Genomic DNA, 25,653 nt, shown 5'->3' on the forward strand with positions numbered 1-25,653 from the left:
TTTAGCAAATCAAACCGGAAGAATGGTCGTACAAACTTCCTGTTGCTGATGACAAAACATTATTGAGATTCTGTAATCTCAAAACACCCATAAAAGCAAAAATCAAAGCTTCTTTATATTCAATAATTTCTTTTTTTGGAATTTGGATTTCGGTTTTGGTCTTTGCTTTTATCTTTTCAATAAGATAATTGTTGTAAGTTCCACCGCCGGTTATCAAGACGTTTTTTATCTCAAATTCATCCAAAACTTTAGCAATTTGAACTGCAGAATGTTCTGTGAAAGTTGCCAGAAGATTTTCGGGTTTTTGTGTTTTTATCAATGGTAAAACTTGTTCTTTAATCCACTCTGTTCCCAAAGATTTTGGTGCTTTTTCCTCATAGAATTTAAGTTGATTTAATTGTTCAAGAAGTTCGTAATCAATCATTCCGGATTTAGCCAAATCTCCATTTTCATCATATTTCTTTCCAAGTTTCAACGCCAAATCATTCAGAATAATGTTGACGGGACAAATATCAAAAGCCAAACGTTTTCCATTTCGTTTCAAAGAAATATTAGAAAATCCACCAAGATTAAGGCAGGCATCAAATTCCGAAAACAACAGTTCGTCACCAATTGGAACCAAAGGCGCTCCATTTCCTCCCAGAATTACATCCTGACTTCGGAAATCGAAGATAACGGTTTTATTGGTTTTTGATTTAATTGCTCTTCCGTCTCCGATTTGTAACGTGAATCTATTTTTTGGTTGATGAAAAACCGTGTGACCGTGAGAGGCAATCAAATCAAGATTGATAATTTTATTTTTTGAAATGAATTCTGAAGTTTTTTCTCCAAGATAAAATCCATAATCAGAATTCAATTTTAGAAGTTCCTCACTGGATAGATTTACTGCATTCCGTAAAGATTGTTCCCAATCAGACGAATAGGGAAGTGTTTCACAATTCAGAATCCCGAAATTCCAAATAGAATTGGTTTGAGTGAATTTTGCATAACAAATATCCAATCCATCAAGACTAGTTCCAGACATCAAACCAATAGCATGAAAACTTGACATCATCAAAAACTATTTGCTGGTTGCAGGTAAATTCGAAGAAGTGAAACTTCCGGAATTGTTGAAAAAAGTGTATTCTGAAAAGTCGTCTTTAGCGACCATTCCATGCGCGCCAACAAGGATGTTTCCGTCTTTATCCGAAACAAAAACAGTGTCTTTGGTGTACATTTTATGCTCGTTTTGATCCCAGTTAATGGTTTCTGTTACAAAAGTCTGGCCTTCGGTTGTGATAATTTTCACTCGTCCTTTTGCGAAGTAGAAATTCTTTTTGATGTCGTTTCTAGCATATTTTGCCCAAATTTTACCAGGCTCTTTTGATTTTTTATCAAAAAATTCCAGATAAATTCCTTTTTTAGCTTCTACATAAGGCGAGTCTATCAACTCATACTTTTCGATCAAAGGCGCACGGAAGTTAACTTTAACCTGCCCAGAATCTTTTTGAATAATGTTACCATTGTAGATAACCTGGGATGCAAAATTGGTCTTTTTCTTTTCGTTACTAACTTTCGCAATATCTTCTTCGCAGGACTGAATAAGAAAAAACATCAGCAACAAAATGAATCGTTGTGATGTTTTTAGTTTAAATATTTTTGAATAATAATCCTTCATAGATTATCAGTGTACTTTCATTAGTTGTATAGGCGCTTCGCAAACCACTTGTCAGCAAAGTTGATCCCAATCCTCAAATTTATGAAATTTTGTCGAATTAAATTGTTATCCAAGGTTCCTCTTTTTCCAAGTTCAATTCCAAGATCGATGCTGTTCATACGGTTGATTGTACTTTTCTCAAATGGAAGTGTAACACCTGCAGTGATTGCATATTTGTTGATGTTAGTTCCATTCAACTGTAAACCTCCTTTTTCATAATAAGCACCGTAACGGTAAATAACTCTTGAGAAGTAAGAACGGAAGTTGTTGTAGTTCGGCAAATACCATCCTCCGACAGAGTATCTGTAAGAATCCTGATAGAAAATTGGTGAGCCTAGGAAGTTGATGCTTTCACCTTTTTTGTAGTCTAGCTGTGCACTCAAAAACCATTTGGTGTCTTTACCATAACCTAAACCAAGAGAAGCTTCTTGTGGAAGAAATTTCTTGTCATAATTAACTTGCTCATCTATGATTGTTTCCCCACCTTTAGTTTCACCAATTAAGTAATAATAGGTACTGTTAGTGTAAGTGTTTTTCAAGGTTCCACTGTTACCAATCGTATAAGTTGCACCAACAGTCAGTTTATGATTGTTTTCCAGTTTTTTCTGATAAGTTGTTCCCAATGTAAAATTGAACGCACTTACTCTATAACTGTTAGAATATCCACTGATTAATTCTGCTCCGGTAAAAGCAGATTCCTCAATATCATACAACTTTCCGAAATAGAAATTAGATCTAAGACCTAAAGCAAATTCTGGGTTGATTTGATAAGAAAGTGCTGCCTGAACAGTATTCAAAGAACCTTCACCGTGGAAATTAGTCACTTGTGTTACTTGACTATCCTGTAAAGCTTGGCTTTTTACAATATCATAACTTTTAGAGCTGTATGGCTGGAAACCCATCCCGAATTTCACTTTTCTGGAAATAGGAAAAGCTATCGATATATTGGATAGATATGTCGAATGTTTATCTGATTTTATATTATTAAAGTCAGATCTGTAATAATTATTTTCGTTTGTGCCTTCTACTTTCAAAGTGGTAAGTTCCAAGTTGGTATTCGCAGCTGGATTTCGGAAATTAAAATTATTATTAAAGTCCCAAATGTAAGCCGTGGAAATACCTCCCATTGAACTAATATCGACTGTGTTATCATATTTTACATCTCCAATTCCATAAGCTCCGTATGGCGAATTACCAATACTTTGAGCGTTCAGGAAATATCCTGCCACCAATGATGATAAAACAAAAATTCTCTTCATCCTTTAAAATTTCAATGCGCAAATATCTTAATTAATAATGAATTGCAAAAATATATTTGGGTTAAAGTTTGTTAAGTACCTTCGATAGATTAATGTTATTTTCCGATAGTTGATAAAGATTGTTAGATTACCTCATTTTTTAACAAATTCACCGAAAAACTTCTGCCATCTGCCATCCGACTTCTAACGAAAATATTATCTTTGCGAGTATGAAATGGGAACAGATTATTGGTCAGCAATCCATCAAAAATCTTTTACAGGATAGTATTCAGGATTCTAGAGTAGGGCACGCGCAGCTTTTCGTAGGAGAAGAAGGTTTTGGTGTTTTACCTTTGGCTTTGGCGATGGCTCAGGAGATTTTTGAAAAAGAAAATCCTGCATCTGTTCATAAGGTCGAGAATCTCAATCATCTTGATTTGCATTTCAGTTTTCCGGTTTTTTCTGAGAAGAATGTTTCGCTGAGTAAACGTTTTTTCGACAATTTCAGAGAGATGGTTCTGGAAAACCCTTATTCATCGTTTGATGATTGGACGAGTTTCCTGGAATCTGAGAATAAACAATTTTTCATTTCTGCAGATGAAGCCGAAGATATCGGACAAAGATTCAATCTGAAAAGTTTTGAAGGTGGAAGCAAAATTCTTATCGTTTGGCGAGCTGACAAAATGAACGATGCGGCAGCCAACAAAATCCTGAAGTTTCTGGAAGAACCTCCTAAAAATACATTCATTATTCTTTGTGCGCCAAGTACCAATGATATTTTACCAACCATTTTATCAAGATGTCAGATTGTCAATGTTCCGAGAATTAATGATGAAGATATTTTAGACCAGCTTCAAAACCATAATTCGGCAAAAGAAATTGCTTATCAGGCTCAGGGCGATTGGAATTTGGCTAAATCATTATCAGAAAATAACGAAGGTGCTTCGGAATTCGAGACTTTATTTATCCAATGGGTTCGGAATGCATTTCAGGCTAAAAAGAAACCCGAAGTTCTCCGTGAAATCGTAAAATGGGCGCGACAAATCTCCGAGTGGAATCGTGAAAAACAAATGAAATTCCTCAATTATTGTATTGAGATTTTTCGTCTGGCGATGCTTCAAAATTATGGAAATGATAATCTTGTTTATAAGAAATTGAGTGAAGGTAATTTCAACTGGCAATCTTTTTCCAAGTTCATTCACGGTGCTAATATTGTTTCTATTGTTGAGGAAATCACAGACGCCTCTTACCACATTTCCAGAAACGCCAATTCCAAAATTGTGTTGACCGATATGGGAATCAAATTGACCAGATATATTCATAAAGCTTCAAATTAGTTTTAGATTTTAAATCTGACTGTTACTTCTTAGTTTATTGTTGAATTTTAAAAATATTCTGAACACAATGAAAAAAATATTATTTCTATCCGTTATTCTATTATTGGTGAATTCTTGCAATGGACAAGAGAAAAAAGAAGTCGAAAATAGGGTTAAAGTTAATACCGTAAAGACTAAAAAGAAGCAGACAATTCAGGTTGATAAAATTGCACTCAACACAAGTGTAGATACAATCCTGAAAGGTTTTAATCTGGACAAAAATGACAATTATTCAACGACAGTCAATCTGAATCTGGATTATGAAGAATTCTGGTTTTCGCCGGATAATGATTTTAAGTTTAACGATTTGAATATCGGAAAAATCACAAATTTGGTCGTCTTTTACATGAAAAAGGACAATAATGCCTTTGTTTACGAATTGGAATTGGAAAACAACAATAACTGTGAATCGTTGATAGCCGAGTTCAATAAAAAATTCGGCAAACAAACCTTTTATAAAAAACGTGAAAACACCAAAAAAAATCCACTCTTTTTAGATGAAAACGGCGAATATGAAACCGACCATATTACGGAAGAGGCGATGAAATGGAAGGATGACAAAAATAACGCGACTTATTTTGTCATTTACAAAAATAATCTGGATACCAAAGAAAATAAAATATTTGTAAGTGTCATCAGCAATAGCAGTAAGAAGTTTGCAGAGTGGATAGATTACAGAAGTCTGGATATGGTTTTTCCAGAATAATTAAATTGCTATTTTTTTGATTTTCTCATCTTGTAGTTGATTAGGTTCTCAATCTACAAAACACTGTTATTAAATATTTCTCGTACTTCATTAAGTATAATTTGATTTTTCCAGTAGGCATTTATTTACAATGTCTATAATTCCTTAATAAAAAATTAATCAAACAAATGTTTGATTGAATGTGTTTTTGATTTAACTTTGCGCCGTTAAAAATCAATTATGCCAACAAAAGAAGAACATATTATGATGGTTGCGGAGAAACTCTTTGCTGCCAATGGCTATAATGGGACTTCGGTGAGAGATATTGCGACCAAAGCAAAGGTCAATGTGTCTATGATTTCCTATTATTTCGGTTCAAAGGAAAACTTGATGGAGGAGCTTTTCAAATGGAGAATGGAAGAAGGACTAAACTTTGCGAAGAATATTTTAGAAAATAATGAACTGAACGAAATTCAAAAAATTGATGCTTTTATAGATAATTTCGTAAACCGAGTTCAGAGATTGAGAGATTTCTTTTTGCTTGTTCATACGCAACAAGTTATCAGTCAGAATAAAAATATTCAGAATTTTCTTAGAGCATCCAAAATCAATTATATAGAAATCAATCAAAAGATTATAGAACAAGGTCTGGAAAAAGGAATTTTTACTAAAAAACCATCTTATCATCTTTTACAATGTACCATTTCGGGAACGATTTTCAATGCAATGCATGGCACTAAAATGTATAAGGAATATCTAAAAAAACATAATTCAGATTTCGACGAGAAACTATATGAAAATCAATATTTCCAGGAAGCATCTGACCACGTGAAAACAATTGTAAGAGCGCTGGTTGGTTACCAAGGATAATCATTACACACAACTATAACAATAATTACTAAAGTGAATAAATTTTTTGCAACAGTATTCTTAATAATGACTTTCTCTTCCATTTCCGCGCAGGAAAAAAGAGTGTTGAGTCTGGAAGAAGCTGTGAAATTGGGAATAGCAAATAGCAAAAATCTAAAAATAGATCAAGCTAAAATAGAAGAATCTACAGCCAATCTTTTGGCAGCGAAAAACAGGCAGTTACCGGAACTGACGGTTTCGGGAAGTTATTTGTATTTGCCTTTGGAACCGAATGTAGATCTGAAAATTCCAGGAATGTCCGGAGGCGGACCAAAAGTGAGCAATGTTCTTTATGGCTCAGCAAATCTATCGGTTCCAATCTACTTGGGAGGAAGAATCAAATACGGAATCAAATCTGCAGAATATCTTGTAGAAGCTTCTAAACTAACATCTGAAAACGACAAGAACGCGATTGCTTACAACATTTCTCAGGCTTACAATAACCTTTTCAAGGCGAATGAAGTGGTGAAATTGCTGAAAGAGAATTTGGCATCTTCACAGAAAAGAGATCAATCCTTCATCAAATTAGAAAACAACGGCGTCATCGCAAGAAATGACCGTTTGAAAGCGCAACTTCAGACTTCTAACATCGAATTACAGTTGATGGAAGCGGAGAACAATTACAGCATTGCCAACATCAATATGGATTTACTTCTTGGACTTCCTGACAATACAGAAATCGAAGTTGATTCTAATTATATAGGAGAAGATGACCTTGCAAAACCGGATGATTATTATCTGAATTTGGCCAGAGAAAGCAGAAATGATTTGAAAGCTTTGGATTATCAAAGAAAAGCAGCAGCACTTGGAACCAAATCTGCAAAAGCAGAAAACCTTCCTTCATTAGCCTTCACAGGTGGTTACGTTGCAGCCGATATTCCGAAACTTTTAACGATTACAAATGCTGTGAATGTAGGAGTTGGAATTCAATATAATCTTTCTAATATCTGGAAAAAGAATTCAAGTTTGATGCAATCTAAAGCTAGAGAACAGGAATTGGCAGCAAACAATGATTTGTTAAATGACAATGTGACTTTGGAAGTAAAACGTGATTATCAGAATGACCTCTATGCGCACAAGAAAATCGATGTTTATCAAAGAGCATTAGAGCAAGCGGAAGAAAATTATAGAATTACACTTAATAAATATAACAACGGTCTGGAAACCATTACCAACCTTCTGGATGCTGACACGGCAAGAATCACAGCGAACGTGAATGTGGTTACCTCTAAAGCAGACGCCGCACTAGCTCACAAAAAATTATTACAAACTACAGGAATTATTAATCAATAATAATCGATTAATGATAAAAAGAACTTTAAACTTAGAACAAAAAACTTTAAACAAATAAAATGGCACAAGACAATATAAAATTCGAACAAGGAGAAATCCCTGCAAAAAAGAAAAAAAGCCCTGTATTCTACGTTATCGTTGCGGTTGCAGTTTTGGGAGCAGCTTTCTTTGGTGTTAGAGAATACCAATACAGTCAGGCTCACGAAGAAACGGACGATGCACAAATCGCAGCAGACGTAAGTCCAGTAATTTCTAAAATATCAGGCTACGTTGCAGAAGTAAAAGTTAAGGACAATCAGTTCGTGAAAAAAGGAGATACGCTTGTTGTTCTTGATAACAGAGACCAGAAAATGGCTTTGGAACAGGCAGAAGCAGCTTTAGGAACGGCTCAAAGCAATGTAGCATCCGCTCAGGCTGGTTCGGAAGCAGCAAAAACAGGAATCGGTAATTCCAGAGCGGCAGTTCAAACGGCTAATGCACAAATAGAAGCAGCAAAAGTGAATGTCTGGAGAACAGAGCAGGATATGAAGAGATATTCGGAATTGGTAAAAGACCACACCATTACGCAGCAACAATATGAGCAGGCATCTGCAGCTTATCAAACCGCTCAGAAACAACTTCAGGTTTTGATTGACCAAAAGAATCAGGCTAATGTTCAGACCGGAGTTGTTACATCTCAATCTAATGCAACCTATCAAAATGTCGGTATCGCCAATTCTCAATTAAAACAAAGACAAGTGGATGTAGATAATGCAAAACTGAATCTTTCTTACACGGTGATTACAGCTAAAGAAAATGGTTATGTTTCTAAAATTCCTGTTCAGGTAGGGCAGTTTATCCAAGCCGGTTCACAATTGTTCAGTGTAGTTTTGAGCAACCAAAAATGGGTTGTAGCGAATTATAAAGAAACTCAGGTTGAGAAAATGGTGGAAGGTCAGAAAGTAGAAATCGAAATCGATGCTTATCCTGACCAAAAATTCCAGGGAACAATCAGTTCATTCTCTCCGGCAACGGGTTCTGCATTTGCATTGCTTCCTCCGGATAATGCGAGTGGTAACTTCGTAAAAGTCGTTCAGAGACTTCCTGTTAAAATTACTTTCGACAATCTTAACGAAGATATTATGAAAAAACTACGTGTTGGGATGAATGTTCAAACTGTTGTTTCCTTGAAATAATTAACCTACCAATTTTATCGCAAAGTCGCTCAGTAGATTTATTAATAATTAGAAAAGCTGCAAATCAGAATCGAAGATTTTTTTTTAGCTTTTTATACACTGATATTAACAAACTTGCGCCTTTGCGTTGAAGAAATACATTAAAAAATGCAAGACGATTCATTAGTAGAATACGGATTTCGCAGAACCATTATTACCATCACGGCGATTATGTGTGCGCTTCTTGAGATTGTGGACTCCACCATCGTGAATGTGGCACTTAACGAGATGAAGGGTAACCTTGGTGCAACACTTTCTGAAGTAGGTTGGGTAATCACGGCTTATGCCATTGGTAACGTGATTATCGTTCCAATGACGAGTTGGCTTTCCCAACAGTTCGGGCGTAGAAATTACTTTGCGGTATCCATTATCATATTCACGATTTTTTCTTTTCTCTGTGGTAATGCGACCAATATTTGGGAACTGGTATTTTTCCGTTTGTGTCAAGGGATTGGTGGTGGAGCACTTTTGGTAACTTCACAAACCATTATCACCGAATCTTATCCTGTTGAAAAAAGAAGTATGGCTCAGGCTATCTACGGATTGGGCGTGATTATCGGGCCAACGCTTGGTCCGCCATTAGGAGGTTATATTGTTGACAATTACAGCTGGCCTTATATCTTTTATATCAATATTCCTTTGGGAATTATTGCAACGTTATTAACATTACAATTTGTGAAAAGTCCGCGATATTCTGAGAAGCGTTCGGCTTCCGATGTCGATTGGATTGGGATTGGATTATTAGCAGCGTTTGTGGGTTCTTTACAATACATTTTGGAAAGAGGCCACGAGGACGATTGGTTTGCCAGTAAAGCCATTGTAGTATTGACGATTACTGCTGTTGTAGGATTCATATTATTTATTTGGCGAGAACTCACCTTCAAGTATCCGATTGTGGAACTTCGTGTTCTCAAGAACGGAAATCTTAGAATTGGAACCGTGATGTCATTCATTTTAGGATTCGGTTTATATGGTTCAACGTTTATCGTTCCGCTTTATACACAAAGTATTTTGGGATGGACGGCATTACAATCCGGAGCATTAATGATTCCTGCTGCATTGACGACCGCTTTTATGATGCCGATCATAGGTCAATTGTTAACCAGAGGTGCCAAGCAGCAGATATTGGTAGCATTAGGCTTATTCATCTTCTTCGTTTACAGTTTTTGGGGATATAAAATCCTGACGCCAGACACCGGAAAAGATGCCTTCTTCTGGATGCTGATTGTAAGAGGAATGGGATTAGGTCTACTATTCATCCCGATTACATCGTTATCGCTGAGTACGCTCAAAGGCCCCGAGATTGGGCAAGGTGCTGCTTTTACAGGGATGATGCGACAGTTAGGCGGTTCATTCGGGATTGCAGCAATTACAACTTTCATTGCCAACAAGAGTGAATTGTACAGAAGCAATTTGGTGTCGCACCTGGATGTCAACGATTTTGATGTTCAACAGAGGGTTGCAGCACTCAAAGCCAGCTTCATCGCCAAAGGTTACACACCAGACAGAGCGCTGAATGCCGCTTATCAAATGCTGGACTTCTCGGTGACCAAACAGGCAACAGTATTATCTTATATGGATGTTTTCCTTTACTTGGGATTGATGTTTTTGATATGTATTCCCTTTGTGCTCTTCGTAAGAGAACGAAAAGGCAAAGGCGAGAAAATCGACCTGAGCGCTGCTCATTAATTTATTTTTTTAGTTATTTGTTAGAAACTCAGAATCTTGATTGGTTCTGAGTTTTTTTTGGCATTGATTTTAATGGTAGTTGAATTATCAATCCATTCAAAATCAAAGTTATGATGCCATTACTATCCCAAATATTGCACCTATTCATCATTGCGATTCCCGTTGCCTGCATCGCTTGGACAGTAACCCATGAGGAGATTTTCCGAGAACCAAGAGAATATTGCCAAAAAATCTGTGGTAGTACAGAATCTATTACGAAGCGGAAATTCTTCTATCTTTTCACCTGCGAATATTGTTTCAGCCATTACATCAGTATTATATTTCTGGTAATTACGCAATTCCAGTTGTTGTACGATGATTGGCGCGGTTATCTGTTAGCATTTTTTTCCTTGGTATGGATTGCCAACTGGTATATGAGCCTGTTTGGATATCTAAGACAAAGCCTGAAAGTCGAAAAAATAGAGGCTAAGATGAAAGATGAGAATCTCAAAGAAATGACTGGTGATAAATAAACTTTCAGACAAAGGATCTTTGCCCGTCCGAGTAAAGAGTTTTTGTTCGCTCGGGTAAAGGTGTTTTGCTCGCTCGAATAAAGATGTTTTGTCCGCCTGGCTAAAGATATTCCCTCAAAATGTCTTAAACCCTCAAGCGCTACAACCAAATCAAATCCATTTGAGTTTTGAAGCCAATGTACAAGCTTCGGTAGTATTAGAAACCCGCATCTTTTCAAGGATATTTTGTCTGTGTCGATTCACCGTATTAATGCTGATAAAGAGAACATCCGCAATTTCCTTACTCTTTTTTCCGGACTGAATCATCTTCAGAATTTCCTTTTCACGAGCAGAGAGAAAATTAGAATTCTCAACTTCGGTCTGCTGAATAATGCTGCCGTCTGTAGTGTTGATGATCATTCCTGTATAATCTGAGGAAGGCAGAAAATCGAAATGATAAAGACAAAGTGCTAGTTCCACATTGTTATGAAGGTCGTCCGAGAAATAAAACATCTTATGGATCAAAGATTTTGGACTGTCTGATAATCTCAGTTTGCTAATCACACAAAAATCTTTTCTTTTTTCAAACGGCACCGTTTTGATAAACTGAAAGAATTGAAGCTCCAGAATATGCTTCTGCAAAACATCATCTGGTTCCAAAATATTAAACAATTCATCTTCCCAGATACTTTCGATTTCAAGATTATTTTTATTCTGAAATATATTTAATTCGTCTGCAATCTTTCCGGAATAGACATAGCTTTTGTTATTTTTGAGGTCGCTGAGAATTGCGATTCCATTTTCCAGTTCCACAAAGTTCTGAGCTATTAACTGGCATTGATCCAGCTGCAATTGTTCTGCTTCGTAAACAAAATCCTGTTGCAACAATTGCTCATTCAAATCAGACTGAATATTCTTCATCAATAATTATTTAATCTCTCGCGCTTTTTGAAGTGTCTCTTCGATATTTTGTGTCAAAATTTCAGGAACGTAATTTTCTCTTGGTATTCCGCCAATATGATATAATCTTTCTGTCGGAAACTGAAATCCTATTTTGGTTTCTGTCATTTGAAAGTTGGAGATAGCACCAAGTAAACCAGCCATTTTAGTTCCGATAATTTTGGCTCTTTTCATTCCATCAAAACCAATTGCCATTCCTTCGCCCATACTTCCTGTCCAGTGTCCTACCAGAATATACACGTTTCCACTATAAATTGTTTTGCGTGGTGTCACATATTCTACCCAATGTCTTTTCGTTTCGAATTCTTTTTCATCGAACTCGTGAACCTGAAAAGGTAAAACTTGGCTTGTGAATCTTCCCATTATTGCTCGTGCAACAGTAGAATTACCACCATTAGGGGTTTCCGTTAAATCAATAATCAGATTTTTAGATTGAAAAAAGTTGTCTAATGTTTTATCAAATTCTGTAATGAGATTACTATTTCCTAAAGAATTATTGATTTTGATATAGGCAGTAGTTTCATTCAGAGCTTTGCTGAATAGTAGTTCATTACTGTTTCCATAGGTAATGGGAAAAAATGTTTTCGATTTTCCGTTTTCGGTAACAGCGATCTCCCTTTTCGCATCGTGAGTTCCCGCAAACAACATATCAATGGCGTATTGATACATTTTTTGATTATACTGATTTGTGAATTTTGGTAAGAACTTTTTTAACTGTTCATCAATAGTTTTTCCGTTGAAAGTATTAACTTCCATTCCGATTTTTAAACCTGCCAAATCAGCCCCAAAACCTTTTCTTAAATCCTTAATAATATATTTATTTCCGACTTTCTCTATATACAAATCCAATCCAGAAGGAACTAATCTGTTGGAAGTTGTGAGATTGGTATTAAGAGATGAATGTCCATTATACAATTCATTCAAAACCTTTTCAAGAAATGCGATGAATTCGCTGTCATTAGAAATTTTGGCAGATTGAGGTTCATAAATTTCCTTGACTTTTTTCCAGTCAATATTTTGCTGGTCCAGATAAGCGTAATTCTCATTGATTTCAGACCAAAATTCATTAAAATCTTTTTGATATTTGGTTTGTGCAAAGGTACAGTTGCTTATAAGAAACACTACAACTGTGAAAATGAATTTGAAAATTCCGTTGAATGAGTTCATTAGTTATTTTATTTGAATACAAAAATGGTTATTTATCAGTATTGATAATTCAGGCTAATGAATATAAATTTGCGCTGTTAATATGTCAAAAATACAATGAATAATCTGAACGAAAAAGAGAAAATGCTCTCCGGCGAATTATATGATGCGAATGATGCAGCATTGGTAGAGGAAAGACAGAGAAGCAAGGATTTGTGTTTCCGTTACAATCAGACTCAGCCTTCCAAAATGAAGGAGCGAAAAGGTATTATCAAAACGCTATTCGGCAAAACAGAGAAAATGTTCCTGATAGAGCAGCCTTTTTATTGTGATTATGGATACAACATAGAAATCGGTGAAAACTTCTATACCAATGTCAATGTCGTGATTCTCGATTGTGCCAAGGTCACTTTCGGTGACAATGTGTTCATTGCACCCAACTGTGGATTCTATACTGTGAATCATCCTCTTGATGTAGAAACCAGAAACAAAGGTTTGGAATATGCAAAACCTATCACCGTCGGAAATAACGTTTGGATTGGCGCTGGGTGTAGTATTCTTCCTGGCGTTACTATCGGCGATAATGTCGTCATTGGCGCAGGAAGCGTCGTAGTAAAAGATATTCCTTCAAATGTCTTAGCTGTGGGAAATCCTTGTAAAGTCATTAAAGAAATATAATTAAACTATGAAAAATATATTCGTTACTACTACATTATTCTTCTCATTTTTTGGAGGAATGAAAGCACAATCTCTGGAAAAAATGACCTGGTTCAATGAGCCTTCGCAATGGGAAATCAAAGACAAAAAACTCACAATGGCCGTCACACCACAAAGCGATTATTGGAGAATTTCGCATTATGGTTTCACTGTTGATGATGCACCTTTTTATTACTCCACTTATGGTGGAGAATTTGAAACCAAAGTCAAAATTACAGGTGATTACAAAGCCCGTTTTGACCAGATGGGACTGATGCTCAGAATTGATGAGCAAAATTATATCAAAGCAGGCGTAGAATTCGTGGATGGAAAGTTCAATCTAAGTACTGTTGTGACTCACAAAACCAGTGATTGGAGTGTGATTGTTCTCGAGAAAACGCCGCCATTTGTATGGATAAAAGCAGTGAGAAGATTGGATGCTGTGGAGATTTTCTATTCATTCGATGATAAAGATTATGTAATGATGCGAAATGCTTATTTGCAAGACAACACACCAGTCCAAGTCGGTTTTATGGCAGCAAGTCCAGACGGAAACGGTTTCAAAGCGACTTTCGAAAACTTCTCTGTAAAACATTTACCAGACCAGCGAAGATTGGAATGGTTGAAGAAAAATCAGAATTGATTTATAATATTTATTAGTTAAAGTAAAAAGGTGTTTAGAGAATTCTGAATGCCTTTTTTAATATGGCTTCGTAATCTGATGACTTGGCAAATATGCTTCGAGCTTTATGAATTTTTTTTTGTCTAAAGATTAAAATTGATAAGCATTGATTTTATCATCATTCATCAATTGTTGAATAAGCGCTTCGTGATTTGTGTTTTTCCCAGTCAGCTTCCAAGTGGTGGCAAGGCTTCCCGTAGTAAATTGCTGTTTGATAATGAGGAACTTCAAATGGTGATTTTTAAACATCGCTTCACAATATTGAAAATCATCCTTTGAACTTGTTACAATACGATATTCCCTAATTTTATGCTGATTGTCAATGTAATCTTGAAGATAAGTCAAGAGGCTGAGAATAAATAAAACCAGAACAGTTCCCAAAAGAGCTAGAGCAATGTGACCGGAACCAATAGCCATTCCAAGAGAAGCAGTTGCCCAGATCGTTGTGGCGGTCGTAATACCTCCAATCTTATTATCGTCTTTGAAAATAACACCAGCACCAAGGAAACCAATTCCGGTGATGATATTGGCCGCAAGTCTGTCAGGATTTTCGATTCCGATTTTGACGGAAAGAATAGTAAATAAGCAAGACCCAAAACTTACCAAGATAAAGGTTCTTAGACCAGCAGATTTATTACGATATTCCCTTTCTGCGCCAATAATAAGACCAATAAAAACCGATAAGATTATTAATAAAAGGTCATTTTGCAAGGCAAACATTTCTAATAATTTCATAGAAAAATATTGATTAAAATTAAGAAAAATGTTAATATTATGACTCTTTTATATCAACCTTCTTGTTCTAATCAAATAATTCAAGTACTTTTCTCCGTGTTGTCTATAGAGAAATTCTTCTTCCAGTCTTATCTGAACCTGAATCAATACATAACCCAGAATCAAAAACAATAGAGAAACCGCATTTGGTGTAAGAAAGAAAAGACCGACCAAACTTACAACCATTCCAAAAAAAATAGGATTTCTGGAAATCGAAAATAATCCGGAAGTTACCAATTCTGTTTTCATATCGTTATCAATCCCGATTCTCCAAGAATTCTTCATTTGATTCTGAGCGATAATTGTCCAAATCAAAGCGAGTAGCATTAATGTCAATCCAACAAATTTCAGTAACTCAATATCAAGAAAATCAATAGGAAGAAAAGAAATTTCTGACAAAAACGGAAACAAAATAACATACACGAAAATCCCAGCCAGACAAAGTTTAAAATAGTTTCCGACCAGCGCATAAGCACTTTCATCTTGAGGCAAAACTAAAGGGTTTTTCTTGATTCTTCTGGCAACAATAATCGTTTTTGCAACAAAAGAAATTCCGAAAAACAAGATAAAATAAATAGGTAAAAAGATTTTGATAAATAATTCCATAGCTGATTTTTCTGCGAAATTACAGCTGTGGAAAGTGCGACACTATTGCAAAGTTTCATCGAGACAGTTTTCGCAAATCCCTTTTGTAAAAAACCGAACTTCATCTATTCGGAAACCGAGATTCGGGTTGTCTGCAAACGTTACATTTTCTTTGCAGGTCGTCTGTTTACAGATTTTGCAGTAGAAATGCAGATGTCTGTCGCTGTGCGTATTTTCGTTACAATCGTCCTCGCAAAGCCGATATTTTGTGGTGTTATTTTCTTGAATACTATGAACAATTTCTTTCTCCTCAAACGTTTTCAGTGTTCTATAAATTGTGATTCTATCGGCATTTTCAAACTGGTTTTCAATCTCCGACAAAGACAAAGCCACATTCTGAGAATCCAAAAAAGCATACACCAAAATCCGCATACTCGTCGGTTTGGTATTCTTGTTCATCAGTTTATTTTCAATCTCATTTTTCATCAGAAAACTAATTTTTAGGAGCCGGGAACCTGCTTTCCGTTACAATCTTTTTTGCATCACGTTTTGTCAGGCTGAGGTTCTCGAAGCCCACGCAAAAAAGGATTTCCACTGCAAAACGACGTTTCGACGATTCCAATTAAAAAAAATAAAATATAGAGTCAATCAGGGCTAGGGATTTGTATTTTTTTTCAACATTTGTGATCAAGAACAACTTTTTATCTCATCCAACCTTCGATAATATAATTTTTCGAAATCAACTTTTTATCTGTATTCAAACTATCATTGTGAAACCAAAGTTCAAATTTAGCAGAATAAGGTTTTCCCCAATCTCCTTCATAGATAGTAAAATCATTCTTTAATTCAAGCCTTGAAAGATTTGTTTCATTTAGGCGAATATGAATTTTTGATTTATTGAGAATTTCTCTGCTAGATAACGTGTCGTTTTTTGTGATTTCAATTGCTTTTAAATAATAAAAACCATTTTCTTTTTTATCAGTCCATACATCATAAGTGTAAATTCCTGGTTGATTAATATTGTAAAGCTGAAAATCAATTTTATTACTGCTTTTGTTTATTATTGAACTTGGTCTCTTTCCATTTTCAAATACATCTAAATCAATTGGTTTTTCAATTTTTATATTTTTTGGAATTTCCAAGTTATCCGCATAGAAATCATAAGGATAAAAACTTAACGCAATGCTAATCATAAATACACCAGCTACAAATAACGTCAAAGTTGAAAATAGTTGAAGTAAACCATTTTTATAATTTTTCTGTACAATTTTTATTGTTGCATTTATTCCTGAAATTAGAATTAGAATAAAAGGTAGAAACAGTAAAAAATAAAAAACATAAACATTATATGGATTTGAAATCAGAAAAAGACATATTATTCCGACGACAATTATTAATATTATCGGATTATACCATTTCTTGAAAAAATTATTAATTGATGTTTTCATCATCCAATCAAATCCAGAAACTGCTGTTCATCCAGAATCGTAATAGTCCCGATGTCCTGCGCTTTTTTCAGTTTACTTCCTGCTTTTTCGCCAACCACCAGGTAGTTTAGGTTTTTTGAAACCGCGGAGATATTTTTCCCGTTGTGTTTTTCCACCATTTCTTCCGCTTGTTCTCTTGTAAAAAGTGATAGTTTTCCTGTAAAAAGGAATGTTTTCCCTTCCAACACATTGGACAAAACTTCATTCGTATTTTCGCCTTTTTCCAATTGAACACCGTAAGATTTCAACCGTTCAATCATCAGGATATTTTCAGAATTTTGGAAAAATTCAGTGATGCTGACTGCTATTTTCATCCCAATATCTTCAACCTGGCAAAGTTCTTCCAAAGTCGCATTTTTCAATTCGTCAATCGTATTGAAATTCTTCACGAGTTTCTTCGCAACCGTTTCCCCAACGTGTTTGATTCCGATGCCGTAAAGTACTTTTTCAAACGGAATATCCTTGGATTTTTCAATTCCATCCAAAATATTCTGCGCTGATTTTTCAGCCATTCTTTCTAGTGGAAGAAGTTGTTCTTTTTTAAGCGTGTAAAAATCAGCAGGATTTTCAATCAGTTTTTCTCTGTAAAGTTGCTCAATGGTTTCGCCTCCAAGATTCTCGATATTCAAAGCTTTTCTAGACACATAATGAATCATTCTTCCAACTACTTGTGGCGGACAATGCAGTTCATTTGGGCAAAAATGAATCGCTTGGTCTTCTATTTTTACCAATTCAGTTCCACATTCAGGACAATTTTTGATATATTCAATTGGTGTTTGCAAGAGCGTTCTTTTCTCCGTATTCACACCAACAATCTTCGGAATAATTTCGCCGCCTTTTTCAACGTACACAAAATCGTGCTCGTGCAAATCCAGTTTTTTGATAATATCTTCGTTGTGAAGAGACGCGCGTTTTACCGTTGTTCCTGCCAATAAAACAGGTTTCAAATTCGCAACAGGCGTTATTGCTCCGGTTCTTCCGACCTGATAAGCCACGCTCAGCAGTTGAGTTTCCACTTTCTCTGCCTTGAATTTATAAGCCATTGCCCAACGTGGCGATTTGGCTGTGAAACCTAATTGTCTTTGTTGTTTTAGCGAATTGACTTTCAAAACAATCCCGTCGATTTCGAAAGGTAATTTGTGTCTTTCTGTATCCCAAAACGTGATGAATTCCTTCACTTCATTCATTGTTATACACAATTTCGCCTGGTCTTCTGAAACCCGGAAACCCCAGTTTTTAGCTTTTGCCAAGATGTCCCAATGCGTATCTGCAGAAAATTCATCCGAAATATATTGATACAAAACTGCCGACAGTCCACGTTTTCTTACTTCTCCGGAATCCTGCATTTTCAGGCTTCCACTAGCGGTATTTCTTGGATTCATAAACAAATCCAAACCTTCCTCTTCACGAGCTTTATTGATTTTATCAAAGTTTTTTCTGGTAAGATAAATTTCGCCGCGGATAAAAAATCGGTTAGGAAAATCACCTTTCAAGGTCAGAGGAACATCGGAAATAGTCCTTACGTTATTGGTAATTTCATCACCCTGAAATCCATCGCCACGTGTCACAGCTTGAGACAATTTTCCGTTTTCATAAAGAATAGAAATCGAAGCACCGTCATATTTCAATTCAGCTACAAATTCTACAGGTTCATCAATCGTTTTAATGATTCGTTTTTCCCAATCTTCTAGGTCGTCAAAATCATAAGAATTGTCCAGAGAATACATTCTGTATTGATGCTGAACCGTTGGGAAATGCTTTGTAATCCCGCCGCCAACACGCAAAGTCGGAGAGTTGGCATCAAAAAACTCAGGATGCGTCGTTTCCAGCTCCTGAAGCTCTTTCAGTTTCGCATCGAATTCAAAATCAGAAATCGAAGGTTCATCCAAAATGTAATAACTGTAATTATGCTGATGAAGTTCTTCTCTAAGGGATTCTATCTTTTGCTGAATGTTTTCGGACATTGGAAAATTATTTAAAGCAAAAATAACCAAAACAAGGAGAACGACTAAAAATAAAATGAGTAATTTGGTTCTTCATAAAAATAAAACCACATAGTCACATAGATTTGAATTTCTTTGAGCTTTGCTAAGGTTGAAGTTTATACTGAGCTTGTCGAAGTACCTTTGTGAACCTTAAAAAGAATTTGATAATAAAAATATCTTTGTGGACTCTGTGTTCAAATTTATTCAATATCAAAAAAATGAAGAAAGTATTTTGTAGTTTAATCTTTGTCACGACTATGTTTATCAACGCTCAAACTCAGATTATCGCCCATCGTGGTTTTTGGAAAACTCAACCCAAAACTTCAGAAAATTCGATTCAGTCATTGGAAAATGCCCAGAAACTGAAAATTTATGGAACCGAATTCGATATTCATATGACCAAAGATGGGAAATTGGTGATCAATCACGACGAGCATCATGGAAAAATGGAAATCGCGGAAACTGATTTTTCCGATTTAAGAAAACTGAAATTATCCAACGGAGAAAAACTCCCAACCCTGAAAGATTATCTGAAACAAGGAAAGAAAGATGCTTCCGTCAAATTAATTATCGAAATAAAACCAACCAAATCCAAAGAGCGTGAAAACGAAATCGTTACTAAAGTTCTGAAAACCGTAAGAGACCTCGGACTCGACAACCAAAGTGATTATATTTCATTCAGTCTTAATATTTGTAAAGAAATCAAGAAACTAAATCCGTCTGCAAAAGTCCAGTATCTTGAAGGCAATCTTTCTCCTCAGCAAATCAAAGCCGAAGGTCTGGACGGATTAGATTATCATTACAGCGTTTTCGAGAAAAATCCAACTTGGATTTCGGAAGCCAATGCGCTTGGATTGATTACCAATTCCTGGACTGTGAATGATATCAATGTTTACGAAGAACTCAAAAATCAAGGAATCAATTTCATTACAACAAACATTCCTGACCAGTTAAAAGATAAATAGTTTTATCGCAAAGTCGCGAAAATATTACAATTCAAATCTTCTAAAGTCGCCAAGTTTTTCTTTGCGACTTTTTTATTTTTCTATAATTAATTCAAATTGCGCCTTTGCGATTAATTATATTTCCAATCGAATTCCTCAATGATAAACTTGTATTAAATCATAAGACTTTATTCGGATTTTAAACGTGTGTTTGGTAAATTTGCACCTTCAAATTTTATAAATCAGATTATGAATCTTAAAGGTAAAAATGCCATTATCACAGGCGGTGGAAGAGGACTTGGAAAAGCTGTAGCTCAGATTCTTGCCAACGAAGGTGCGAATGTTGGTATCACAGGAAGAAACGAAAATTATCTTAAAATAGCAGCTAACGAACTGAGACAAACCGGCGTGAAAGTAGCTTACGCAGTTTTTAGTGTCGACAACGAATTAGAAGTTAAAGCAGGAATTGAATCTCTGGCAAACGAATTAGGCGGAATCGATATTTTGGTCAACAATGCTGGAATTGGCGACTTTGGAAGCATCGAGGAAATGGCTTCTGATGTTTGGGAACAAGTCATCAAAACCAATCTTTTCGGCGTTTATTACACAGCCAAAGCCGTTTATCCCTATTTGAAAGAAAAAGGACAAGGTGATATCGTGAATGTTGCTTCCACAGCAGGATTGAAAGGTGGGCCAAATATGTCGGCATACGCAGCTTCCAAAGCGGCAGTCGTTTCTCTTTCGCAGTCGATGATGGCGGAATGGAGAAAGCAGAATATCCGTGTTATTACTTTGACACCGAGTACAATTGCTTCTGATATGAGCATCAATGGCGGTTTGACAGACGGTAATCCGGACAAAGTTCTTCAGCCGGAAGATTTCGCAGAATGGGTAAGAGATATCCTGAAAATGAACAGACGTGCATTGATTGCAAGCGGTTCTATTTTCTCAACCAATCCTTAATTATTTGGGCAGCTTAATCCGCCTTCCGCTCCCGCTCTTTTCACACCACTTCGTTGTGTAAAAAGGAGCTCCGCTCAAGTCGGGCTGCAGCTTCGCAGAAAAAGACGATTGGTCATCCATACAATATTTGTCATTCCGTAGGAATCTAAACATTGCTTAGAATTCTATAGAATGACAATTTTTATTTCGTGTCAAATCTGCAAAATCCGCTTTATCTGCGAGATATTTCAAAACTCAAAAGTGTTGTAAATTTTATATTTAATTAGGTTTACAATCAATGACTTTTTAGTCATAATTCTTACCTTTATCGGAATCAAATAAAAGATATGAAGAGAAACTCATTTTTAGCAATGTCTGCTGTTTTCTTTGCAGCTCAAATCACCCTACTCAACGCTCAAACCAAATCCGAGGAAAAACTCAATCCAATCGTTCAGAGTTTTGTCAATGAAGTCAATAACAATTCCCAATTGGAAGATATGGCTTACGAACTTCTAGACGGCATCGGACCGCGTCTTGTTGGAACGCCTGAGATGTTGGCCGCTAACAATTACACAGCCGATAAGCTGAAGTCTTGGGGCATCGATGCAAATCTTCAGCAATTCGGAACGTGGAAAGGCTGGCAGCGTGGAACAACGCACGTGGATTTGGTTTATCCGAGAACCAAAACATTATCAGCAACACAATTGGCGTGGAGTCCTGCAACTAAAAAAACGGTAGAGGCAGAAGTGGTTATTCTTCCAAAAGCATCTTCCAAAGCCGAATTTGATAAATGGTTGCCTTCTGCAAAAGGAAAAATAGTTTTGATGGCGCAATATCAGAAAATTGGTCGCTCAGATGAACAAATCAAAGAATTTGCAACTCCAGAATTATACGAGAAACTGAAAGCGGAAAAAGAACAGGCCAAAAAGGATTTTGCGGATTATATCAAGACTATCGGTTACGATAATAATACTTTACCAGAAGCGCTTGAAAAAGCTGGAGCTGCAGGAATTGCCATTTCCAACTGGACAGGAATCCATAGTACCAATCGTATTTTCGGGGCGAAAACGAAATCAATTCCAATGTTCGATATCGATTTGGAAGATTATGGAATGCTTTATAGAATGGCAGAAAAAGGTGCAAAACCGAGAATCAAAGTGGATGCACAATCCAAAGTGCTTCCGGAAGCCAAATCCTTCAACACCATCGGAATGATAAAAGGTTCAGAAAAACCTAATGAATATGTGATTCTCTCCGCACATCTCGATTCTTGGGATGGCGCGCAAGGTGCTACTGACAACGGAACAGGAACTTTGACAATGCTGGAAACAATGAGAATCCTTAAAAAATATTATCCAAATCCAAAGCGTACCATTGTTGTTGGACTTTGGGGAAGTGAAGAGCAAGGACTGAATGGTTCAAGAGGTTTCGTTGCTGATAATCCTGAAATCATCAAAGGCGTGCAGGCAGTTTTCAATCAGGATAACGGAACGGGTAGAGTGGTGGATATCAGCGGGCAGGGTTTCAAAGATTCTTATGCCTATATCGGAAGATGGCTGGATGTAGCACCTAAAAAAGTAAAAGACCAGATCAAATCCACCTTTCCGGGAATGCCTGGCGGTGGCGGTTCTGACCACGCTTCGTTTGTCGCTGCGGGAGTTCCGGGATTTTCTTTGAGTTCGCTTAACTGGGGTTACTTCGGTTACACTTGGCACACGACGAAAGATACTTATGACAAAATCGTTTTTGATGAATTGAAGAATAATGTGATTCTGACCGCAACTTTAGCTTATATGGCTTCGGAAGACCTAGAATTTGTGAGCAGAGAAAAGCGTGTAATGCCGAATGATGACAAAGGTACTGCTGTAAAATGGCCGGAACAAAGAGAACCGAAAAGAAGCAGTAAGGATTATTAATTGTACAAATAAAGCGTTTCATAAGTGAAACGCTTTTTATTTGGTTTATAATATCAGTTTTATTTTTAATTCGTTGAAATGAGTTTCAGAATATTTGTATGATTTTCTGCAAACAATGGTTTACCACTTCATATTTTGGTGTTTGATTGGCATTATAAACAAATCACTCCAATGTATACGGAATATATATTCAAAAATCATAATATCTGCTATTCTTAAATATGAAAACGGTTTCAGTCTTAACTTAAATACGAAAACGGTTTCAGTCTTAAAAATATATATCTATTCTGTTTGCAGATTCAGATATCATCATTTAATGTTTTGTCAGGAACACCATAAATATCATTAACGCTGTTCTTGATTGATGAAGATATTCCCTTACCAAAGCATCTATTTTCTGTATTTGTTTGTTCATAGTTAAAGTTTAATAATTCGTATTGCAGTTCACATTTATTAGGATAAGGCAATATTGGATGATAAAAAGGCCGGACAGAAAAAAAATAGACAATGATAAAATCTAGTTTTTAAAAAACTGCCCGGCCAAAAAACTTACAGGAAAAGATCCCGCAAGCAAAACACTTCGTTAGGATTCTTTTATAAATCAGAGATTATTATTTCCAGTAATTCCCATTGGTGCATTACCGTTTGCTATGCTTTCCGGCCAGCCGGAAAGCCCGATGTGTACTTTACTGAAAAATTCAGTAAGATCATTTGTGTTTGTGCAGCAAAGAGAGTAATAAATGACATACAGCCCAAAAAAAACTATACCATATATGTACCTCAAGTGAATTTTGGGACATATAAAAACTTGTAATCGGTTGTGTGTTTTTATAATTCTAAATGAAAATGTTGTGTTAATGAAGATAAAAAAACCTTTATGGATTAGGGTTTAAGCCTTATAGGTATCTAAGTGGTATGTGTAAATTGATTGTTTTATATTATAATTACAATAAGAAAATGGTTTCCATATATACAATCCAGTAAAGATGTACTGAATATTGATGGAGCATCTATTATTACCAATGTGGAAATTTATGATGTCTCAGGTCAGAAAGTTCTGATATCAAAGATCTGAAAAGCAAGCAGCTTAATGTCAATAAGCTTCCGAAAGAAACTTATTTGCTTAAAGTTTTATTTGACGGGCAAAAACACACCTTAAAAATTATTAAAGAATAAAAAAACAGGCTCCATTTTAATGAAGCCTGTTTTTTACAGTTTATCAATCCGGATATAAATAATATCTTCATCAGAAGGGATATTCAGTCTTTTTCTTAAACGGTTTTTCCGGTTTTGAACAGATTTAATTGCAGTGAATGTATAAGTAGCAATTTCTTTTGTTGAAAAATTCAACTTGAGAGGTGCGGTGACCAAATGGCAGGATGTGAGAGAGCCGAAAAGAAGCAGTAAAGATTATTAATAGAGTTTGAGATTTAGAATTAAATTATATAAAACGGTTTTACAATAGTAGAATCGCTTTTTTACTTTAATGAATTCTTCCTTTTCAAAACTTTACCTCGCGGTTCATTCCCTTCATAAAGCGCAATGTCTGAGTGTAGAAATTGTGCAGCTGCCGCAGAATCTTCAACTTTGACTGAGCTTCTTTCTATCATTTCTGCTTCGAATTGTTTTAGCACACTTTCTCTGATTCCTCTTGATTTCCAATCAGATTTTGGTTGGCATTGTTTCGAAATGATTCGAGCCAAAGATAAAGCATCCAGCAAAGCCTGATTGGCGCCTTGCCCTTTGAACGGACTCATTGGATGAGCAGCGTCACCGATTAAGGTAGCTTTTCCTGCATTTAGTAATAAATCAGGATTGAGTAACTCTCGGTCATAAACCGGGTATCCGGAAACTTGACTGGCTAGAGTGGCCTCCATAATTTGAGGAATAGGAGCGTGCCATTGCGTACGTTTGATAGCTTCTTCTTTTAAAGCTTCAGAACCTTTTGAACTTAATTCTTTAGCTTCTTCCTCAGACATTGGGAAACTTAGTTGCCACATCACAGACTCAGAATTGAAAGGCATCATATAAATCCGTTCATTCCCATTGGCAGTTTGAAAAACAGTTGCCGAATCAAGCAAATGATTGTCACTACTATCTAAAGAACTTAAAGGACAAATCCCTAAAATCACAATACAGCCAAGATAACGTAAAGGTGAATTTTCTTCGCCAATTAAGATGTTACGAACTGCACTTCTGATACCGTCAGCTCCGACAATTAAATCGGCTTTTTCAGTTTTCAATTTGCCATTGACCTGTAAGTTAAGGTCTAATTTTCCGTCTTTGTTTTCATTAAAATTAATGAGTTGATGTCCCCATTTTATAGCATCATTGCCTCCTAATTGTTGAATCAATGTGGAGCGCAAGGCTTGTCTGGCGATGTGGATGTTGGTTTTTTTAGGACCGGGTTTTGTGGAGTTTGCCATCCACTTTCGCATTCCCCATTCGGCAACCACAGTTCCGTCGGGTTTAAACACCAAATGTCTTGTAGAAATCACACCTTGTTCCAGATTATAAATCCCGAACCCATCTATGACTTTGCTGGCTTGTTGTAATGTAAGTCCGTAACCTTGCGAACGTTCATTGAAACTATTGTCACGTTCATAAATCGTAAATGAAATTCCTCTGTGCAAACAAGCAACCGCCAAAGCAACACCACCAATACCACCACCGATAATAGCAACGTGCGGACGATTCTCAGTATCTAGAATAGGAAATTCATCTGTAGAAATTAATCCTGAACCAGAGCAAGTTGGGCAAGTGTACAAATGAGCTTCCGGACGAACAGGAACAGAACCTTCTCTATTTGTTTTTTCAAAGTTTTCCAACTCAGATTGGTATCGGAGCTTCAGACTTTTCTTGATTCTTTTTTTCTTTTTTCCAAGACCTCCGCAGTCTTTACAAATGGTAAAATAAGTTGTTCTGGTTGGCATTTTTAAGGATAT

At 36.1% G+C, this 25,653-nt stretch carries 23 protein-coding genes; 12 read left to right on the forward strand and 11 right to left on the reverse strand.

Annotated features, from left to right (window positions below):
- Position 1 precedes the first annotated feature (1 nt).
- The 3 genes from BUR19_RS01275 to BUR19_RS01285 are packed head-to-tail and all read right to left on the reverse strand — an operon-like array spanning position 2 to position 2,955.
- On the reverse strand, positions 2–1,051 hold the full coding sequence (locus BUR19_RS01275) for an anhydro-N-acetylmuramic acid kinase (protein ID WP_074233125.1): 1,050 nt from the start codon (positions 1,049–1,051) through the stop codon (positions 2–4).
- Between the two features lie 9 nt (positions 1,052–1,060).
- Positions 1,061–1,657: an LPS export ABC transporter periplasmic protein LptC gene (gene lptC / locus BUR19_RS01280; RefSeq protein ID WP_074233126.1), complete on the reverse strand. Its 597-nt coding sequence runs from the start codon at positions 1,655–1,657 to the stop codon at positions 1,061–1,063.
- A gap of 20 nt (positions 1,658–1,677) precedes the next feature.
- Positions 1,678–2,955, reverse strand: coding sequence for a hypothetical protein (locus BUR19_RS01285; RefSeq protein ID WP_074233127.1), 1,278 nt, complete (start codon positions 2,953–2,955; stop codon positions 1,678–1,680).
- 209 nt (positions 2,956–3,164) lie between these two features.
- Between BUR19_RS01285 and BUR19_RS01290 the strand changes: the two genes are divergently transcribed.
- From BUR19_RS01290 to BUR19_RS01320, 7 genes are all read left to right on the forward strand, one after another.
- Positions 3,165–4,271: a DNA polymerase III subunit gene (locus tag BUR19_RS01290; RefSeq protein WP_074233128.1), complete on the forward strand. Its 1,107-nt coding sequence runs from the start codon at positions 3,165–3,167 to the stop codon at positions 4,269–4,271.
- 67 nt (positions 4,272–4,338) lie between these two features.
- Complete coding sequence (locus tag BUR19_RS01295; RefSeq protein WP_139297241.1) at positions 4,339–5,016, forward strand: hypothetical protein; 678 nt, start codon at positions 4,339–4,341, stop codon at positions 5,014–5,016.
- A 219-nt stretch (positions 5,017–5,235) separates the two neighbouring features.
- Positions 5,236–5,865 (forward strand): TetR/AcrR family transcriptional regulator, encoded by a 630-nt coding sequence (locus tag BUR19_RS01300; protein WP_074233130.1) that lies wholly within the window; start codon positions 5,236–5,238, stop codon positions 5,863–5,865.
- Positions 5,866–5,898: 33 nt separating this feature from the next.
- On the forward strand, positions 5,899–7,197 hold the full coding sequence (locus BUR19_RS01305; RefSeq protein WP_245799003.1) for a TolC family protein: 1,299 nt from the start codon (positions 5,899–5,901) through the stop codon (positions 7,195–7,197).
- 59 nt (positions 7,198–7,256) lie between these two features.
- On the forward strand, positions 7,257–8,372 hold the full coding sequence (locus tag BUR19_RS01310; RefSeq protein WP_074233132.1) for an HlyD family secretion protein: 1,116 nt from the start codon (positions 7,257–7,259) through the stop codon (positions 8,370–8,372).
- A 147-nt stretch (positions 8,373–8,519) separates the two neighbouring features.
- Complete coding sequence (locus tag BUR19_RS01315; RefSeq protein WP_074233133.1) at positions 8,520–10,100, forward strand: DHA2 family efflux MFS transporter permease subunit; 1,581 nt, start codon at positions 8,520–8,522, stop codon at positions 10,098–10,100.
- 110 nt (positions 10,101–10,210) lie between these two features.
- The gene (locus tag BUR19_RS01320; RefSeq protein WP_245799004.1) at positions 10,211–10,612 is read left to right on the forward strand and encodes a hypothetical protein; all 402 of its coding nucleotides are present in this window, start codon (positions 10,211–10,213) and stop codon (positions 10,610–10,612) included.
- A gap of 150 nt (positions 10,613–10,762) precedes the next feature.
- On the opposite strand, the gene BUR19_RS01325 is transcribed toward BUR19_RS01320, so the two are convergent.
- Both BUR19_RS01325 and BUR19_RS01330 read right to left on the reverse strand, forming a co-directional pair.
- Positions 10,763–11,512 carry a response regulator transcription factor gene (locus BUR19_RS01325; protein WP_074233135.1) on the reverse strand — a complete coding sequence of 250 codons (750 nt, stop codon included), beginning with the start codon at positions 11,510–11,512 and terminating at the stop codon, positions 10,763–10,765.
- 6 nt (positions 11,513–11,518) lie between these two features.
- Positions 11,519–12,718, reverse strand: a complete 1,200-nt coding sequence (locus tag BUR19_RS01330) for a S41 family peptidase (protein WP_074233136.1) — start codon at positions 12,716–12,718, stop codon at positions 11,519–11,521.
- Positions 12,719–12,814: 96 nt separating this feature from the next.
- Here BUR19_RS01330 and BUR19_RS01335 point away from each other — a divergent pair, with 96 nt between their 5' ends.
- Entirely contained in the window at positions 12,815–13,375 is a 561-nt protein-coding gene (locus BUR19_RS01335) for a sugar O-acetyltransferase (protein WP_074233137.1), read from the forward strand.
- Positions 13,376–13,382: 7 nt separating this feature from the next.
- On the forward strand, positions 13,383–14,036 hold the full coding sequence (locus BUR19_RS01340) for a DUF1349 domain-containing protein (protein WP_074233138.1): 654 nt from the start codon (positions 13,383–13,385) through the stop codon (positions 14,034–14,036).
- A gap of 129 nt (positions 14,037–14,165) precedes the next feature.
- Here BUR19_RS01340 and BUR19_RS01345 read toward each other — a convergent pair whose 3' ends face one another.
- The 5 genes from BUR19_RS01345 to ligA all read right to left on the reverse strand — a co-directional run bounded on the left by BUR19_RS01345 (position 14,166) and on the right by ligA (position 18,885).
- On the reverse strand, positions 14,166–14,810 hold the full coding sequence (locus BUR19_RS01345; RefSeq protein ID WP_074233139.1) for an MgtC/SapB family protein: 645 nt from the start codon (positions 14,808–14,810) through the stop codon (positions 14,166–14,168).
- 48 nt (positions 14,811–14,858) lie between these two features.
- A complete protein-coding gene (locus tag BUR19_RS01350; RefSeq protein ID WP_074233140.1) occupies positions 14,859–15,455 on the reverse strand; it encodes a methyltransferase family protein in 597 nt (198 codons plus the stop codon).
- Between the two features lie 42 nt (positions 15,456–15,497).
- Positions 15,498–15,920: a Fur family transcriptional regulator gene (locus BUR19_RS01355; RefSeq protein ID WP_074233141.1), complete on the reverse strand. Its 423-nt coding sequence runs from the start codon at positions 15,918–15,920 to the stop codon at positions 15,498–15,500.
- A gap of 215 nt (positions 15,921–16,135) precedes the next feature.
- Positions 16,136–16,885 (reverse strand): hypothetical protein, encoded by a 750-nt coding sequence (locus BUR19_RS01360; protein ID WP_074233142.1) that lies wholly within the window; start codon positions 16,883–16,885, stop codon positions 16,136–16,138.
- Positions 16,882–18,885: an NAD-dependent DNA ligase LigA gene (ligA, locus tag BUR19_RS01365; protein ID WP_074233143.1), complete on the reverse strand. Its 2,004-nt coding sequence runs from the start codon at positions 18,883–18,885 to the stop codon at positions 16,882–16,884. Before ligA ends, BUR19_RS01360 begins: the two co-directional genes overlap by 4 nt.
- A gap of 239 nt (positions 18,886–19,124) precedes the next feature.
- On the opposite strand from ligA, the gene BUR19_RS01370 reads away from it, so the two are divergent.
- The 3 genes from BUR19_RS01370 (at position 19,125) to BUR19_RS01380 (ending at position 22,708) form a co-directional block, all read left to right on the forward strand.
- On the forward strand, positions 19,125–19,871 hold the full coding sequence (locus BUR19_RS01370) for a glycerophosphodiester phosphodiesterase family protein (protein ID WP_074233144.1): 747 nt from the start codon (positions 19,125–19,127) through the stop codon (positions 19,869–19,871).
- A gap of 228 nt (positions 19,872–20,099) precedes the next feature.
- Complete coding sequence (locus BUR19_RS01375; RefSeq protein ID WP_074233145.1) at positions 20,100–20,813, forward strand: 3-ketoacyl-ACP reductase; 714 nt, start codon at positions 20,100–20,102, stop codon at positions 20,811–20,813.
- 326 nt (positions 20,814–21,139) lie between these two features.
- The gene (locus BUR19_RS01380; protein WP_074233146.1) at positions 21,140–22,708 is read left to right on the forward strand and encodes a M20/M25/M40 family metallo-hydrolase; all 1,569 of its coding nucleotides are present in this window, start codon (positions 21,140–21,142) and stop codon (positions 22,706–22,708) included.
- Positions 22,709–24,186: 1,478 nt separating this feature from the next.
- On the opposite strand, the gene BUR19_RS01385 is transcribed toward BUR19_RS01380, so the two are convergent.
- Positions 24,187–25,641, reverse strand: coding sequence for an FAD-dependent oxidoreductase (locus BUR19_RS01385; RefSeq protein ID WP_074233147.1), 1,455 nt, complete (start codon positions 25,639–25,641; stop codon positions 24,187–24,189).
- Positions 25,642–25,653 lie beyond the last annotated feature (12 nt).

It is taken from the genome of Epilithonimonas zeae, assembly GCF_900141765.1.
In the GTDB taxonomy this organism is placed as follows: Bacteria; Bacteroidota; Bacteroidia; order Flavobacteriales; family Weeksellaceae; genus Epilithonimonas; species Epilithonimonas zeae.

Coding starts and splice junctions, on each gene's coding strand:
- BUR19_RS01360 (WP_074233142.1), bottom strand. CDS start 16,885: ATGATGAAAACATCAATTAATAATTTTTTCAAGAAATGGTATAATCCG.
- BUR19_RS01355 (WP_074233141.1), bottom strand. CDS start 15,920: ATGAAAAATGAGATTGAAAATAAACTGATGAACAAGAATACCAAACCG.
- BUR19_RS01320 (WP_245799004.1), top strand. CDS start 10,211: ATGATGCCATTACTATCCCAAATATTGCACCTATTCATCATTGCGATT.
- BUR19_RS01345 (WP_074233139.1), bottom strand. CDS start 14,810: ATGAAATTATTAGAAATGTTTGCCTTGCAAAATGACCTTTTATTAATA.
- ligA (WP_074233143.1), bottom strand. CDS start 18,885: ATGTCCGAAAACATTCAGCAAAAGATAGAATCCCTTAGAGAAGAACTT.
- BUR19_RS01380 (WP_074233146.1), top strand. CDS start 21,140: ATGAAGAGAAACTCATTTTTAGCAATGTCTGCTGTTTTCTTTGCAGCT.
- BUR19_RS01340 (WP_074233138.1), top strand. CDS start 13,383: ATGAAAAATATATTCGTTACTACTACATTATTCTTCTCATTTTTTGGA.
- BUR19_RS01375 (WP_074233145.1), top strand. CDS start 20,100: ATGAATCTTAAAGGTAAAAATGCCATTATCACAGGCGGTGGAAGAGGA.
- BUR19_RS01335 (WP_074233137.1), top strand. CDS start 12,815: ATGAATAATCTGAACGAAAAAGAGAAAATGCTCTCCGGCGAATTATAT.
- lptC (WP_074233126.1), bottom strand. CDS start 1,657: ATGAAGGATTATTATTCAAAAATATTTAAACTAAAAACATCACAACGA.
- BUR19_RS01290 (WP_074233128.1), top strand. CDS start 3,165: ATGAAATGGGAACAGATTATTGGTCAGCAATCCATCAAAAATCTTTTA.
- BUR19_RS01285 (WP_074233127.1), bottom strand. CDS start 2,955: ATGAAGAGAATTTTTGTTTTATCATCATTGGTGGCAGGATATTTCCTG.
- BUR19_RS01275 (WP_074233125.1), bottom strand. CDS start 1,051: ATGTCAAGTTTTCATGCTATTGGTTTGATGTCTGGAACTAGTCTTGAT.
- BUR19_RS01350 (WP_074233140.1), bottom strand. CDS start 15,455: ATGGAATTATTTATCAAAATCTTTTTACCTATTTATTTTATCTTGTTT.
- BUR19_RS01300 (WP_074233130.1), top strand. CDS start 5,236: ATGCCAACAAAAGAAGAACATATTATGATGGTTGCGGAGAAACTCTTT.
- BUR19_RS01330 (WP_074233136.1), bottom strand. CDS start 12,718: ATGAACTCATTCAACGGAATTTTCAAATTCATTTTCACAGTTGTAGTG.
- BUR19_RS01295 (WP_139297241.1), top strand. CDS start 4,339: ATGAAAAAAATATTATTTCTATCCGTTATTCTATTATTGGTGAATTCT.
- BUR19_RS01370 (WP_074233144.1), top strand. CDS start 19,125: ATGAAGAAAGTATTTTGTAGTTTAATCTTTGTCACGACTATGTTTATC.
- BUR19_RS01385 (WP_074233147.1), bottom strand. CDS start 25,641: ATGCCAACCAGAACAACTTATTTTACCATTTGTAAAGACTGCGGAGGT.
- BUR19_RS01315 (WP_074233133.1), top strand. CDS start 8,520: ATGCAAGACGATTCATTAGTAGAATACGGATTTCGCAGAACCATTATT.
- BUR19_RS01310 (WP_074233132.1), top strand. CDS start 7,257: ATGGCACAAGACAATATAAAATTCGAACAAGGAGAAATCCCTGCAAAA.
- BUR19_RS01325 (WP_074233135.1), bottom strand. CDS start 11,512: ATGAAGAATATTCAGTCTGATTTGAATGAGCAATTGTTGCAACAGGAT.